Origin of the sequence: Paraburkholderia youngii (assembly GCF_013366925.1) — a bacterium.
Classification (GTDB): domain Bacteria; phylum Pseudomonadota; class Gammaproteobacteria; order Burkholderiales; family Burkholderiaceae; genus Paraburkholderia; species Paraburkholderia youngii.
This window is the reverse complement of sequence record NZ_JAALDK010000001.1, coordinates 3,636,628-3,651,197: the sequence shown is the minus strand read 5'-3', so window position 1 is coordinate 3,651,197 and position 14,570 is coordinate 3,636,628. Positions and strand designations below refer to the sequence as shown.

Sequence of the window (14,570 nt, the reverse complement as noted above, 5' to 3'; positions counted from 1 at the left end):
CAGCATCACACTCACCCCGTAACAACTTGTTACAGCGGAGTTTAAAGAAATCTGACGCAAGTTTAATGAGGGAAAACCGCAAAGCAGTCTTGCGAAGAATTACGACGACCTTTAAAAGACCGTCACATCCGTAAGTGAAAACGCGAATAAGCGCGCGACGGCTCGCGTCAAAAAACTCGAAGAAAAATCCGTTGGACTACGAGAAAAGCCTCGCCGCGTATAGCTGGTAGCCGCGTCCCCGTTTAGTTCGCAAGTTTGAAACGGCGCCGGCATAAGACAGCCGGGACGGCGCGCGTCCGCGCGCCACACATCACACCGCCACGATTAGGCAAATCCTTCTACCGGGTTGCGCCACGCGTAATTTTCTTCTGCATCGGCGCTGGCCCGACCGATTCGCGCATCGTCACGCTGACCGGAAACTCGCGGAAGATCTCCCACGTGGTGCCGTAACACTGGTTGATCAGCCAGCGCACCGCGTTTTGCGTCAGGTCTCCGGTCGGAATATGCACCGACGTGAGCCCGGGCGCCGCGTACGCGGCCGAGTAGTCGTCGTCGTAGCTGATCACGGAAATGTCGTTCGGCACCGAAATGCCCGCCTGGTGAAAACGCGCGAGCACGGCCACAGCCATCGTGTCGTTCGCGCAGAACAGGCCGGTCACGCGCCGCTGCGTCTCGAGCAGCTTCTGCGCGGCCGCGTAGCCGCCTTCGGGCGAGAAGTCGGATTCGATCAGCAGGACGTCGTCGCGCGCAATGCCTGCTCGCGCGAGTTCGGCGAAAAAGCCGTCGATCCGCATCACGTTGTCCGACGCGGTAGCGGGCCCGGAAATCACCGCGATGTCGCGATGCCCGTGATCGAGCAGCGTGCGCGCCGCGAGTTCGCCGCCGCGCCGATGATCCGCGCTGAACGACGCTTCCGGCAACTGCTCGAACGCGCGATTCAGGAACACCATCTTCGGATGCATGCCATGCAGCATGATCAGGTCTTCGTCGTGCAGATCGTGGCTGATCACGACCACGCCATCGCAATCGCGGCCGATCAGAAAGCGCACTGCCTCGATTGCCTGCTCGCGCGGCGACACCTCGCCGCAACCGGTCGCGACCACGACATGCCGGCCGACCGCGCGCAACTCGGTGTCGGTCTGCTTCAGGATCGTGCCGTAGTACGGACCAAAGAAGGTCGGCACGAAGATGCCTATGATGCCTAGCTGCTGCGTCGCCATTGCCCGGCCGATCGACGACGGGCGGAAGTTCAGCGCCTCGATCGCCGCCTTCACGCGCGCCGCGGCATCGGCGGAAATCGGTCCCTTGCCGGAAATCGCTCGTGAGGCGGTCGACATGCCGACGCCGGCCAGTTGCGCGACGTCCTTGAGTGTTGCCACGCGGTTCTCCATCAAACCTGTCTCGACGAGCCGCTTCGCGCGTGACGCGGCGCGGCGTTATAAGCGCGCGCCGCTCGCTTCGTCGAATAGCGAGACATGCGCGGCGTCGAACGAGAACGCCACGGCGTCATCCTCCGCAATCGGCGCTTTTGTTTGATCGATCGACGCGATCTGTTCGCCATGATAGTCGAGCCAGATCACGCGGTGGTTGCCCATCGGCTCCATCAGCGAAACTTTTCCGCGCTCGCTGCCGCCTGCCGTGATATGCACGTCTTCGGCGCGCACACCGAGTACGCACGGCACACCGTGCGCGGGTGCCTGCGTGAATTCGTATGTCGACACGTCGATCTGCGCATTCCCGGAGCAGAAGTGGAGCACGCCGTCGCGCGTTTCGAGCATGCCCTTCAGCAGATTCATCGCCGGCGAGCCGAGGAAGGTCGCGACGAACAGGTTGTTCGGCCGCGCATAGACCTCGGCCGGCGTGCCGAACTGCTGGATCACGCCGCCGCGCATCACGGCCATCCGTGTCGCGAGCGTCATCGCCTCGACCTGGTCGTGCGTCACATAGATCATCGTCGCGCCGAGGCTGTGGTGCAGTTGCTTCAGCTCACGGCGCAGCTCGGTGCGCAGCTTCGCGTCGAGGTTCGACAGCGGTTCGTCGAACAGGAACACATCGGCTTCGCGCACGATCGCGCGGCCGATCGCGACGCGCTGCCGCTGTCCGCCCGACAGCTGCGACGGCTTGCGCTTGAGCAGCGGCCCCAGTTGCAGCATCTCCGACGCGCGTGCGACACGCCTTGCGATTTCCGCCTTCGGCGTGCCGTTGATGCGCAGCGCGAACGACAGGTTGCGCTCGACGCTCATGGTCGGATAGAGCGCGTACGACTGGAACACCAGCGCGATGCGGCGATCTTTCGGATCGGCCCACGTCATGTCCTCGCCGGCGATCTCGATGCTGCCGTCGCTGACGTCGATCAATCCGGCGATGCTGTGCAGCAGCGTGGACTTGCCGCAGCCCGACGGCCCCAGCAGCACGACGAACTCGCCGGCGAGCACGTCGAGATCGAGGTTCTCGATCACCGTGTTCGCGCCGAGCCGAATCGTCAGATTGCGGACCGCCACATTGGCCGGATGCGTGAGCGCCGCGGCGTCGGAGGCAGCGCCCGCGCTTGCACCCGGCACGGCGGCCGCATCGATCGTATTAGCCATGTCTGTCATGCCTTACCCCTTGACGGCGCCCGACGCAATGCCGCGCACGAACCAGCGGCCCGAGATGAAATAAACCGCGAGCGGCACCATCGACGTCAGAATGGTCGCCGCCATATTGACGTTGTAGAGCCGCTCACCGGTCGTCGTGTTGATGATGTTGTTCAGTTGCACCGTCATCGGCAGATTCTTCGTGCCGGCGAACACGAGACCCAGAATGTAGTCGTTCCAGATGTTCGTGACCTGCATGATCAGCGCGACGACGATGATCGGTGTCGACATCGGCAGCATCAGCTGAAAGAAGATGCGCCAGAAACTGCCGCCGTCGATGCGCGCGGCCTTGAACAGCTCCTGCGGAATCGACGCGTAGTAGTTGCGGAACAGCAGCGTCATCACCGGCATGCCGAACATCGTGTGAATCAGCACGATGCCGGGCAGCGAGCTGAACAGATGCACGCTCGCGAGCACCCGCACGAGCGGATAGATCATCACCTGCACCGGAATGAACGCGCCGACCAGCAGCACGCCGAACAGCAGGCCCGCGCCGCGCGGCCGCCAGAACGACAGCGCGTAGCCGTTCACCGCGCCGACCATGATCGACAGCACCGTGCTCGGCGCGACGATGCGCACCGAGTTCCAGAAGCCGACCCGAATGCCGTTGCAATCGAGCCCGGTACAGGCCGACTGCCATGCGGCAACCCACGCGTCCAGCGTGAAATGCATCGGAAACCCAAGCAGATTGCCGAGGCGGATTTCGCTCATCGGTTTGACCGACGTGACCAGCATCACGTAGAGCGGCAACAGAAAAAACACCGCGGCGGTCAGCAGGAACGCGTAGATGCCGAGGCGCGCCGGCGAGAACACCGAACGGCGAGGCCGCGTGCGCGCGCGCTGCGGCAGGCCGCCTTTGAGCGTGGAATCGAGCGTGTTCATCCTCTCTCCCCGCGCAGCGCCGCACGGCTGCGTGCATAGAAGAATGGCGCGAGAACCGCGAGCACCGTCGCGAGCAGCACAATCGATGCTGCCGACGCAAGGCCGATATTCGCGCGTCCGAACAGATAGTCCATGATGAATTTGGCCGGCACTTCGCTGGCGGTGCCGGGGCCGCCCTGGGTCATCGCGACGACAGCGTCGTACAGCTTCACGACCATCACGAACAGCAACACGAACGCGGTCGAGATCGACGGTCCGAGCATCGGCACCACGATGCTCGCATACACGCGCCAGCGTGGAATGCCGTCGATGCGCGCGGCTTTCCACAACTCTTCGTCGATGCCGCGCAAGCCCGCGAGCAGCAGCGCCATCACGAGGCCCGAAGCCTGCCAGACGGTCGCGATCACGATCGTGTAGATGACCCAGTCCTGATCGACGATCCAGTCGAAGCGCGCATGCGGGAAGCCGAGGTTGCGCAGCACCTGCTGCGCCCCGAGCGAGGGATTCAGAATCCACTGCCACACGAGCCCGGTCGCAACGAACGACATCGCGTACGGATACAGAAACACCGTGCGCAACGCGCCTTCCGCAACCACCCGTTGATCGATGAAGATCGCCAGCAGCAAACCGATCACCATGCACGCGACGATGAAGCACGCGCCATAGATCACGATGTTCTGCAGCGACATCAGCCAGCGGTCGTTGTGGAACAGCCGTACGTACTGCGTGAGGCCCGCGAAGTCGTTCGACGGAAACGTGTGCGAATTGCTGAACGACACGCGTGCGGTCCAGACCATCGTGCCCAGATACGTGAACACGACGGTCAGGAGCATCGGCAGCAAGGCCAGCCAGACCGCGATCGAAAACCGCCGGTTCAGCGGCTTGTTTCGCGGCCTGGGTTGCGACTTGCCCGGTGGGTTCGAACCCTCGGCTGGCAGCTTGAGCGCGTGCATGGCGAGGCCTAGCCCTTCAGTGCGCTGGCGAACGCTTTCTGCGCGTCGTCGACGGACTCGTTCTTGTTCCAGAAGTTCGTCACGACGTCAGTCAGCGCACCCTGCGTATCGGGCGACAGCAGCATTTCCGGGTTCGGCAACTGGCGCGACTTGTCCTTCATGATCGCGATGCCCTCCTTCGCGCAGATGTCGAGGCTGCTTTCATCCACGTCACCCCGAATCGGAATCGAGCCCTTCTTCGCGCTGAACGCCACCTGCGCGGTCGGTGAGGTCATCACCGTGGCGAGCAGATTCTGCGCCTTGATCGCCGACGCGCTGTCGGTCTTCGGGAACACGAACACGTCGCCCGCAACCAGGTACGGCGAACGCGGACCGAAGCCCGGGAAGCAGCCGAAGTCCTTGCCCGCGGTCTGATTCGCCGCGACGAACTCGCCCTTTGCCCAGTCGCCCATGATCTGAATGCCGGCCTTGCCCGAAGTCACGAGCGCGGTCGCGTCGTTCCAGTTGCGGCCAGGCGAGCCCGGGTCGACGAAATCGTGCAGCTTCTTGAACGACACGAGCACCTTCTTGAACGCCTCGGAATTCACCGCGTTCTGATCGTGATCGCGATAGACCTTCAGATACAGGTCCGGGCCGCCCACATCGGCGAGCACCGCGTCGAACGTGATCTTCTCCTGCCACGGCTGGCCGCCGAACGCGAGCGGAATCACGCCCGCGCTCTTCAGCTTGCCGAGATCGGCGATGAATTCGTCGTAGCTTTTGGGCTCGCTCGCGATGCCCGCTTTCTGGAACACCGGCTTCGAGTAGAAGAACCACGCCGGCATATGGATGTCGACCGGCGCCGCGTAGAAATGGCCCTTCACGCGGATGCTGTCGAGAATCGATTGCGGAAAAATGCCGTTCCAGTTTTCTTTCGCGGCGACGTCGTCGACGTTATTCAGGAGTCCCTGATCGATCAGATCATGGAACTGCTTTGACGTATTGAACTGTGCGGCTGTGGGTGGATCGCCGCCGACGATGCGGTTGATCGCGGTGGCGCGCGCCTGGTCCCCGCCGGCGACCGCGTTGTCGACCCATTGGCCGCCGGCCTTGTCGTACGCGACGGCAAACTGACGAATTGCGGCCGACTCGCCGCCCGAGGTCCACCAGTGAATCACGTTAGCCTTGAGCGGCTCCGCGTGCGCGACGACGCCATACAGCGCCAGTGCCGCAACTACGCCTCGCAAGACCATTCTGTTGCTGTTCATTCCGTCTCCTCCAGGCTCCGCGCCCGTGTGTCAAGTCGAAATACCAACCAGCTCCACCCGGTTTTACATCGTTGCTGCGTCGTTTTGATTGTGTTTATTGCGCCTGCGCCTTGCGATCTTCGAGGAATTTCGACACCAGCTCCGCGCTGCGTTTAATCGTGCGCTTCTGCGTCTGGTAGTCGACGTGCACGATGCCGAAGCGCCGCTCATAGCCGAAAGCCCACTCGAAGTTGTCCATCAGCGACCACAGGAAATAGCCGCGCACGTCGACGCCCGCCTTGATCGCCTGATCGACCGCGGCGAGATGGCGCTTCAGGAACGAGATGCGCTGCGTGTCCTCGACGCGGCCGTCGATGACCTTGTCGTCCGATGCCATGCCGTTCTCGGTGATGTAGATCGGCGGCAGATTGGCATAGGTGTCCTTGAAGCCGGTCAGCAGATCGCGAAGACCCTCGGGGTAAACCTCCCATCCCATCTGCGTACGCTCGACATCTGCAAGCGGCACGTCCTTGAATCCATGACCGCCGTCGCTCGCCACGTTGGTGCGGAAATAATAGTTGATGCCGAGGAAATCGAGCGGCGTATTGATCGTCTGCAGATCACCTTCGAGCACCAGCGGCTCGCTGCCCGGCCACAGCTCGACCAGGTCCTGCGGATACTCGCCCTTGAACAGCGGATCGAGAATCCACGCGTTGTGCTGAACTTCGAACAGTTCGGCCGCGCGACGGTCGGCGGCGCTGTCGCTATTCGGCGTGCCGCGCCCGACGTTCGCGACGATGCCCTTGTGCGAACGCGGATCGTTCGCGCGCAGCACCGGAATCGCGAGACCGTGCGCGAGCAGCAGATGATGCATGGCCTGCGCGGCGAAACGCAGGTTCGAGAGTCCCGGTGCGTGATGACCGTTGCCGTAGCCGAGATACGCCGAACACCACGGTTCGTTGAGCGTCGCCCACGCATCGACGAAGCCGTGCAGTTCGCGGCTCATCAGATCCGCGTAATCGACGAAACGGTACGCGGTTTCGCGATTGAGCCAGCCGCCGCGATCTTCGAGATGCTGAGGCAGATCCCAGTGATACAGCGTGACGAAAGTCGTGATGTTCTTCTCTTTTAGCCGCCCGAGCAGGCGCTTGTAGAAGTCGAGTCCCTTGTGGTTCGGCGCGCCGTTTTCGTCCATCACACGCGGCCATGCGGTCGACAGCCGGTACGCTTCGAGGCCGAGGCCCGCGAGCAGATCGACGTCCTGTTCCCAGCGATGATAGTGATCGCATGCGACGGCGCCGGTGTCCCCCGCGAGCACCTTGCCCGGTGTGGCCGAGAACGTGTCCCAGATCGACGGCAGGCGGCCGTCTTCATTGACCGCGCCTTCGATCTGATACGACGCGGTGGCCGCGCCGAGCAGGAAATCCTGGCGCCATAGCGACGAATCGGCGGGCGGTGTGAATGGATCGGAATGCGGGTCGCCGTGAGCGCTTGGTTGTTCGGCGTCGACGACTGCGGATGCGTTGTTTACCACGGATTCTCTCCTGCGATGAGGTCGTTGAACCGGGTGTGGCGGAACTCGATGCGCTCTCGTTCGAACTTACTGGGAACGCTTAAGTGGAAGCGCTTCCACACTGTCGAGTGAACGATAACAGTGGCGAAATCGGAGCAGCAATCCGGGTTTGTCTGGAGAGGGTTTCTCGCATCCGTGCGAGGGTGATGCGGGGTGCATCGAGGTCGTTCGACTGCAGCGGATGGTTGCGGCTTCAGACGAAGATCCCGAGCCGCCATTCAACGCTAAATCCCAGATCGCCGACAATCTGCTTATCTACCTAGGCATGGAAGACGATTGCGATGAGCGAATTCAATCTGTCGAAACTCTACCGCGGCTATATCGCCTGTCTGAACACGCAGGACTGGTCAAAGCTGCGGGACTTCGTTGGTGAAGAGGTGAAGTACAACGGACAACGAATCGGTTTGCCCGGCTATCGCGAGATGCTGGAAAGAGATTTCCGCGAAATTCCGGACCTGCACTTCGAGATTCAGATGCTGGTTTGCGAGCCGCCGCATATCGCAAGCCGATTGCATTTCGATTGCACGCCCATCGGCATGTTTCTCGGGCTTCCCGTGCAAGGCAAACGCGTCGAGTTCTGCGAGAACGTCTTCTACGAGTTCGGTGACGGCAAGATCCAGCAAGTCTGGTCGGTCATCGACAAAGCCGCGATCGAGAGTCAGTTGTAGCGGCGCAGGGACACGCCGCGCTCACGCGCTGCGCCGTGGCATCAGCCCGTCGCCACGATTGACGCCGCACTGAACCGCCCAGCGGCACATCTATTTTATTTATCGAGCGAATGCGCTCGTCTACGGCTTGTCGTCTTCGCGATCGGGGTCGATGTCGGGATCGAGCGGCGGCGCGTCCGGATCCTGCGATGGACCGATGTCGGGCAGATCCGTCTGCACGACGTCGGACTCATCCGGCCGGAGCGGGTTTTCGTCCTTGTTCGGTGTGGTGGCCATGGCCGGTCCTCCTTGGGTCGTTGCCATGCTGAAATGGCAGCAAGTTCCGCTCCCGGTCCAGAGGCAGCCATGTCCTTTCCGCTCACGAATCGAAGCCCATCTGCGCACGGCCAAGCTCGGTGAGATCGTCCGCCGTCGCGCGGCCGACGAAATCGACTTCGAAGTTATCGGCCGGAAAATCCGGCGCGCTCCTGCCTTCGAGAAAGCTCGGCAGTTGCCGCTTCAGGTACGCATCGTTTTTCGCGCAGGCCGGCAGCGAAGCGATATACATCACGTTGCTATAACCGTTGCCGCGATGCTCGTCCTCGACCGCGTGAATGACGTCGCTATGCCAGAACACGGTGTCGCCCGCCTGCATCAACGGAATCGACGACAGCGCATGAAACAGCGGCGCGTGATACTCGGACTTGATCGACAGCGCGCGCCCCGGCATCGCTCCGCACAGATCGTCTTCGGCAACATCATCCTGAAGCGCGCGCAACAGGATGTAGACCATCGAGTTCGCCATCGGCACCAATTGCAGTGTGCCGTCGCCCGGACCTTGCGGCGTCAGCGCGGTCCAGCCCTGGAACGTGCGGAACATCGAACAGACGGCCGGCGAAGCGATCTCCTCGACTTCGGTGCGCCACGCGGCATCGAACGGATCGTAGTCGCGCCAGTGGCCAGAGAACACATGGCGATAGACATTGCGGAAATTCGGCTCGATCCAGCGCTCGACCGAACCACCGTCGCAATGGGCGGACAATCCGAGCGATTCCGATCCGGGCGGCCGGCGACGCAGGCGGTCCGCATACACCGGCACATGGTTCGGATCGAAATGCACGCGCCCTTCGCTCTCGGTGCGCCACAGCCGGTTCAGGAACACGCGGGCCTGGGTGAGCGCGCTCGACTGGCGCGCGAGCACCTGCGGCTTCGACCAGTACACGCCGTAGATTTGCGGCTTGCTCGAAGCGAGCTGGCCGAAGTACTTGTCTTCCGCGCGATTCAGCAGCTTGGCGTCGAGGTCGTTGCGCTCGACGTATTCCGCGATGTCCTGATCCCATTGCTCGACGAGCGACCGGTCGAACACCCTGCGGATCACGCAGGCGCCGCGAGCTTTGACGAGCGCGATCTGCTCGTCGGTGACGCGGTTCGCGACGATGTCGGCGAACTGGATTTCCGGAATCACCGGCTCGCCGCGCTCACGCAGCGTTGCGATTCGCTCGGCCTCCTTCGTCATCGCCGCTGCGACGTCGGCGAACACTTCACGGTAGTTCGGCAGCATTGCGCGCAGTTCGCGCTTCGCTTGACGGCTGGCTGCCGGCAGATCGTCGATTTGCAAGGCCATTGCATCGTCTCCATGGGGTTTCTGATGCTTGAAGCGTACGCGAACGAGAAGTGCGCGCGTGATACTATCCGGTCAAAGATTTGACGATTTCGGACATGAAAGCCGCTTTCGAACATGTGGATTTTGGCCGGGACTGTTCGGTCAGGGTTTATCACCGCCGGCTGCCCCGCATCCCTTTCGAATGGCACCACCATCCCGAGTACGAGCTGACGTTGACGATGAACAGTCAGGGCAAGCGGTACATCGGCGACTCGGTCGCGACCTACGGCGCGGACGATCTGGTGCTGGTGCCGCCGAATCTGCCGCACACCTGGGCCTCGAACCGCTCGATCGACGCGGCGCACCCGCAGGTCGCGATCGTCGTCTGGTTCGACGGCGCGTGGTTGCGGCGACTCGCCGATGTCTGCCCCGAATACAACAGCCTCTGCGACCTGTTGCGCAGAGCGGCCTGCGGCCTCGCATTCGAAGAGGGTGCCGGCACGCGCATGCGCGAGCACCTGGACCGCCTGCTGTCCGACAAACCGCGCGAACGCTTGCAGGCGGCGCTCGACGTGCTGGATCTGCTGTCGACGCTTCCCGCCACGCCGCTCGCATCCCCAAGCGCATTCGCTGCGCGGACCGGCGCAGCCACTGGCCACGAATCCGATCAGCTCAATCGCGCGCTCGCATTGATCGAGACACAGTTCGCGCATCCGCTGCGGCTTTCCGCGCTTGCCAAGGCGTCGGGGCTGTCCGAGCGCTCTTTGACGCGGCATTTCACGCAGCATCTTGGCGAGAGCGTCGGGCGCTACGTGACGCGTGTGCGAATCGGCCACGCGTGCCGGATGTTGACGGACACGCAAGCGCCGATTTCCGTCATTGCGACACGCTCCGGGTTTGCAAACGTGGCGAATTTCAACCGGCAATTCAAAGCCGCCAAGGCCATGACACCGGTTGAATTCAGGCACCAGTTCGCAGGCGCGCGGCGTGCCGGGCAACCGATGTCGCCGCAACTCACCGAGCGCTCGCCTTCTCTCCAGAGGCGGAAAAACGTGCGGCCGCCGTGTAGGACTAAGGTCTGATTGATGACAAACGCGCGCGTGCGACTATGCTTCGGGGGTGAAACCCGAACTTGACGAGGTTCGCGATGCGGCAGGCCAAGATCGTTATAGTCGGCGCGGGACTGGTTGGGGGATCGGCAGCCCTGTTCGTGGCGTTGGCCATTCCGAGCGCGAAAGTCGTCATCATCGACGTCGCGCGGGTGCGCGCTGAAGGGCAGGCTCTGGATCTCGCCCATGCAGCGGCATTCTGGGGGCACAGCCGGTTCCGCGCAGGGGACTACGAAGACGCGCGCGACGCCGACATCGTCGTGATCACGGCCGGCGCCGGGGTAAAACCCGGTGAGACGCGCCTGCACCTCGCCAGAACCAATGCGGAGATCGCGACCGAAATCGTCGGGCGCATTGCACCGCTCGCGCCCGAGGCCATCTACCTGATCGCAACCAACCCGTGCGACGTTCTGACCGGCGCCGTGTACGACCAGCTGCGTGGCGAGCGCGAGCGCGTCATCAGCACCGGCACCTCGCTCGACACCGGGCGGCTGCGCTCCCTGCTGTCCGAACGGCTCGGCGTGGTGGCCTCCGCGATTCACGCCTATGTGCTCGGCGAGCATGGCGAATCGGCGGTGATCCAGTGGTCCGCCGCGACCGTCTGCGGCATGCCCCTCGAAACCTTCCTGACGAGGAACGGCAAGGAGCTGGGCCCCGCCAGCAGGGATCTGATCCTGCGCTCCGTTCACGAGGCGGCCAAGCTCATCAAGGAAGGCAAAGGCGCCACCCATTACGGCATCGCCAGCGCGATAGGCAGGATCTGCGAGGCCATCGTGCACGACATGGATCTGATCCTGACGGTCGGCATCGTCCAGCCCGAAGTGGAAGGCGTACCGGACGTGTGCGTGTCGCTGCCGATGGTCGTCAATGGCGCGGGCGCGCGCCTGATCGCCTATCCTGAACTTGACCCTATCGAGCGCGAGGCCTTGCTGGGCAGCGCGCGCATCGTCAAGGAGGCGACGCAAAGCGTGCTTCACGAGCGGTGACGCTTTCTCGCGCACTCCGAAAAGACCCAGCAACGCCGGCACGAGGTCCATCATGGCTCCCACACCTGCCAAGGTTTCACAGCCCACCAGCTCCCCGCCCGCCACGCCGAAGCCCTCGGTCGGACTGCCGGCGGGCATCTGGAAATATCTGGTGCCGGTCGCGGTCGGCCTCGTGCTGTGGTTTCTGCCCGCGCCCGCCGGCCTGCAGCCGAAGGCTTGGCATATGTTCGCCGTGTTCGTCGCGACCATTGCGGGCATCATGACCGCCCCGCTGCCGATGTCGGTGGTTGCCATCATCGGCTCGACCATCGGCGTGCTGGTCGGCGTCCTGACGTTCGCCGACGTCACCCGATCCACCGGCACCGACCTCGTCTGGCTCGTGATGCTCGCGTTTTTCATTTCACGCGGCGTGATCAAGACCGGCCTTGGCCGCCGGATCGCGCTCCTGTTCATGCGATTGCTGGGAAAGCGCACGACGGGGCTCGGCTACGGGCTCGTGCTGACCGAACTCGTGATCTCCCCCGCGATGCCGAGCATCACCGCGCGCGCGGGCGGCGTGATGTTGCCTATCACGCGAGCGATTTCCGAAGTGCTAGGCAGCCACGCCGACGATCCGGAGTCACGCGCGAAGGTGGGACGCTATCTGATCCTCTGCGCCTTTCACGCGAACATCATCACGGCGGGTATGTTCATCACGGCCATGGCGGGCAACCCGCTGGCGGTCAAGCTGGCCGCGGACCAAGGCGTGTCGATCAGCTGGCTCGACTGGGCGCTGGCGGCGTCCATCCCCGGTCTGCTGTGCCTCGCCGTGATTCCGATCGCGATGCTGTGGATCGCCCCGCCGCATGTCAGACGCACCCCCGATGCGACCGACCTCGCGCAACGGGAGCTCGCGACGATGGGCTCCATCTCGGTCAAAGAAATCATCATGGCGTGCATCTTCGTCGGCTTGCTGGTGCTGTGGGTGTTTGGCGACGATCTCGGCATCGGCGCGACACTCGCGGCGGCAATCGGCGTGTCGTTGCTGTTCATCAGCGGCGTGCTGACCTGGCAGGACGCGCTGAACGAGAAGTCCGCCTGGGACACGATGATCTGGATCGGCCTGCTCATCATGCTGGCCTCCAAGCTCAACGAATATGGCATGGTGGCCTGGTTCGGCAAGGAATTCGGCGCGCATCTCGCGGGCTTTCCGATGCTGGCCGTCTATATGCTGGTGGCGGCGATCTATGTTTACATTCACTACTTTTTCGCCAGCGCCACCGCGCATATCAGCGCGCTGTTTCCACTTTCGATGGCGCTGATGGTCGCCGCCGGCGTCCCGCCCTTCGTCGCCGCGGTCTCGCTCGGCATTCTCAGCAATGTGAACGGTTGCCTGACGCAATATGGCATCGGCTCCGGTCCGGTGATGTTCGGCGCGGGCTACGTGACCCAGGGTGAATGGTGGAAGGCGGGCTTTCTGATGAGCCTGTTTTACATGGTCGCCTGGCTGGTGGTTGGGCCGCTTTGGTGGAAGTTGCTGGGGCACATATGAGACAACGCGACTTTCGACGCGCGGACCGGACGGCCCGCGCGCACGTGATTCTGCTGCGCTTCCCGCTTCGTCAATCGCGAGCGGGCCTGACTCGCGCAACTTCCCAGCTCGTCATCGAGCGGCGCCGATCACCGCGACGCCGTCAGCGGCGCTAAAACGCTCTCGCAGGCTGGCGAGACGAAGCTCGTCTACTGGCCCGCGCCGCTCGCCTCGAAACTCCCCCGGTCATAAGCCTCGCAATAAGCCTTCCAATCCGCCGCGACCTGTGCCTCGCACTGCGTGGCCAGATCGATCAACGGCAGTTGCCAATCGCGCCGACTGCCAAACGCGATCAGATCGTCCGCGATCGCCGACTTCTGCCGTCCTCCGCTGCGCAGATGCGCCCACGCGCTCAACTCGGCCATGCTGTTGATCACCGCTTCGAGCCGCGGCAGCTTACCGTCCCAGTCGGCAAGGGCGACGCGATCTTCCGATGGCTGCAAACCGCGCAGCACATAGGAGCGCTGATTGAATTCGACCGCGTGCAAAAAGGCCTGCGAGACCGCCTGATTGCGCCGCTGCACCTCGACGACACGCTGCGCCTCGGTCTGCCACTTCGGCTGCGTTGCGCTCACGTGAGCACTGACCGACGATGACAGCGCCTCTTTCAGATCGATCAGGTAGTTGCCGTCGGGCGAGCCCTTGCCCTCGACCAGAATCACGTAGCGATCGACACCGAGGCTGCCCGTGCCCGCGATGCGTCGCGCGACATCGAGCGTGCGGTAGAAGTCGGGATTCGGCTCCGTCGCCGCGTACCGCTGCATGAACTGCACGACCGCCGCGCGCCGCTCATCGCTGACCGGCAGCGCTTTCTTGCCGTCGACCTTCAGCATGCGCGTCTTGCCCTTGAGCACCGTGCGCCGGTCCAGATGCGCGGCGCGCGTGCGGCTCGCGAGCGCGACGAACAGATCGCGCACCATGCCGACCGCGGTCTCCGCTTCGATCCAGCGCGACTTGCCGTACGCGAGCGCGGCGCCGTAGGCATCGAGCGCGGTGTGGCATAGCGCGAGCGCTTCAGCGCGGCTCAGCTTCAGGTCGGCCGCGCCGACCAGCACGCTCGTCAACAGACGCACCAGCTCGTACGGAGCCGGTGCGAGACAGGCTTCGTCGAAGTCGTTGTTGTCGAAGTAGACGAGGCGATTGTCGCCCTTGTAGCTGCCGAAATTTTCGAGGTGCATGTCGCCGCAGATCCACACGTGCGGCGCGTCGTCGAGGACGTTCGCGCGCGGCAGTCGCTGATAGAACAGATGACAGGTGCCGCGCAAAAACACGAACGGCGAGCCGCGCATGGCTTTGTATTTCATCGCGAGCCGTTCGGGGTCGCGCCCGGCGTTGAAGCTGGCGATGATCTTTGCGATGTCGGACATAGCGGGTTCCGTTGAATG

The 14,570-nt window shown here is 63.3% G+C and carries 13 protein-coding genes; 4 read left to right on the top strand and 9 right to left on the bottom strand.

Annotated features, from left to right (window positions below):
* Positions 1-338: 338 nt before the first annotated feature.
* From G5S42_RS16810 to G5S42_RS16785, 6 genes are all read right to left on the bottom strand, one after another.
* Positions 339-1,391 carry a LacI family DNA-binding transcriptional regulator gene (locus G5S42_RS16810; RefSeq protein WP_176107787.1) on the bottom strand — a complete coding sequence of 351 codons (1,053 nt, stop codon included), beginning with the start codon at positions 1,389-1,391 and terminating at the stop codon, positions 339-341.
* A 45-nt stretch (positions 1,392-1,436) separates the two neighbouring features.
* Positions 1,437-2,597, bottom strand: a complete 1,161-nt coding sequence (locus G5S42_RS16805; RefSeq protein WP_176107786.1) for an ABC transporter ATP-binding protein — start codon at positions 2,595-2,597, stop codon at positions 1,437-1,439.
* Positions 2,598-2,600: 3 nt separating this feature from the next.
* Positions 2,601-3,518, bottom strand: coding sequence for a carbohydrate ABC transporter permease (locus tag G5S42_RS16800; RefSeq protein WP_176107785.1), 918 nt, complete (start codon positions 3,516-3,518; stop codon positions 2,601-2,603).
* Entirely contained in the window at positions 3,515-4,471 is a 957-nt protein-coding gene (locus G5S42_RS16795) for a carbohydrate ABC transporter permease (RefSeq protein WP_176107784.1), read from the bottom strand. Before G5S42_RS16795 ends, G5S42_RS16800 begins: the two co-directional genes overlap by 4 nt.
* Positions 4,472-4,479: 8 nt before the next feature.
* Positions 4,480-5,718: an ABC transporter substrate-binding protein gene (locus G5S42_RS16790; RefSeq protein ID WP_176107783.1), complete on the bottom strand. Its 1,239-nt coding sequence runs from the start codon at positions 5,716-5,718 to the stop codon at positions 4,480-4,482.
* A gap of 94 nt (positions 5,719-5,812) precedes the next feature.
* A complete protein-coding gene (locus G5S42_RS16785) occupies positions 5,813-7,231 on the bottom strand; it encodes a GH1 family beta-glucosidase (protein WP_176107782.1) in 1,419 nt (472 codons plus the stop codon).
* A gap of 320 nt (positions 7,232-7,551) precedes the next feature.
* Between G5S42_RS16785 and G5S42_RS16780 the strand changes: the two genes are divergently transcribed.
* On the top strand, positions 7,552-7,938 hold the full coding sequence (locus tag G5S42_RS16780) for an ester cyclase (RefSeq protein ID WP_176107781.1): 387 nt from the start codon (positions 7,552-7,554) through the stop codon (positions 7,936-7,938).
* A gap of 120 nt (positions 7,939-8,058) precedes the next feature.
* Here the strand turns inward: G5S42_RS16780 and G5S42_RS16775 are convergent, their stop codons facing one another.
* Positions 8,059-8,214, bottom strand: coding sequence for a hypothetical protein (locus G5S42_RS16775; protein ID WP_176107780.1), 156 nt, complete (start codon positions 8,212-8,214; stop codon positions 8,059-8,061).
* 82 nt (positions 8,215-8,296) lie between these two features.
* A complete protein-coding gene (locus G5S42_RS16770; RefSeq protein ID WP_176107779.1) occupies positions 8,297-9,541 on the bottom strand; it encodes a DUF1479 domain-containing protein in 1,245 nt (414 codons plus the stop codon).
* 95 nt (positions 9,542-9,636) lie between these two features.
* Here G5S42_RS16770 and G5S42_RS16765 point away from each other — a divergent pair, with 95 nt between their 5' ends.
* From G5S42_RS16765 to G5S42_RS16755, 3 genes are all read left to right on the top strand, one after another.
* Complete coding sequence (locus G5S42_RS16765; RefSeq protein ID WP_176107778.1) at positions 9,637-10,602, top strand: helix-turn-helix domain-containing protein; 966 nt, start codon at positions 9,637-9,639, stop codon at positions 10,600-10,602.
* A gap of 65 nt (positions 10,603-10,667) precedes the next feature.
* Positions 10,668-11,615, top strand: a complete 948-nt coding sequence (locus G5S42_RS16760; protein ID WP_176107777.1) for a lactate/malate family dehydrogenase — start codon at positions 10,668-10,670, stop codon at positions 11,613-11,615.
* Between the two features lie 52 nt (positions 11,616-11,667).
* Complete coding sequence (locus tag G5S42_RS16755; protein WP_176107776.1) at positions 11,668-13,146, top strand: DASS family sodium-coupled anion symporter; 1,479 nt, start codon at positions 11,668-11,670, stop codon at positions 13,144-13,146.
* A 188-nt stretch (positions 13,147-13,334) separates the two neighbouring features.
* Here the strand turns inward: G5S42_RS16755 and G5S42_RS16750 are convergent, their stop codons facing one another.
* Positions 13,335-14,552 (bottom strand): DUF2252 domain-containing protein, encoded by a 1,218-nt coding sequence (locus G5S42_RS16750; protein WP_176107775.1) that lies wholly within the window; start codon positions 14,550-14,552, stop codon positions 13,335-13,337.
* Positions 14,553-14,570 lie beyond the last annotated feature (18 nt).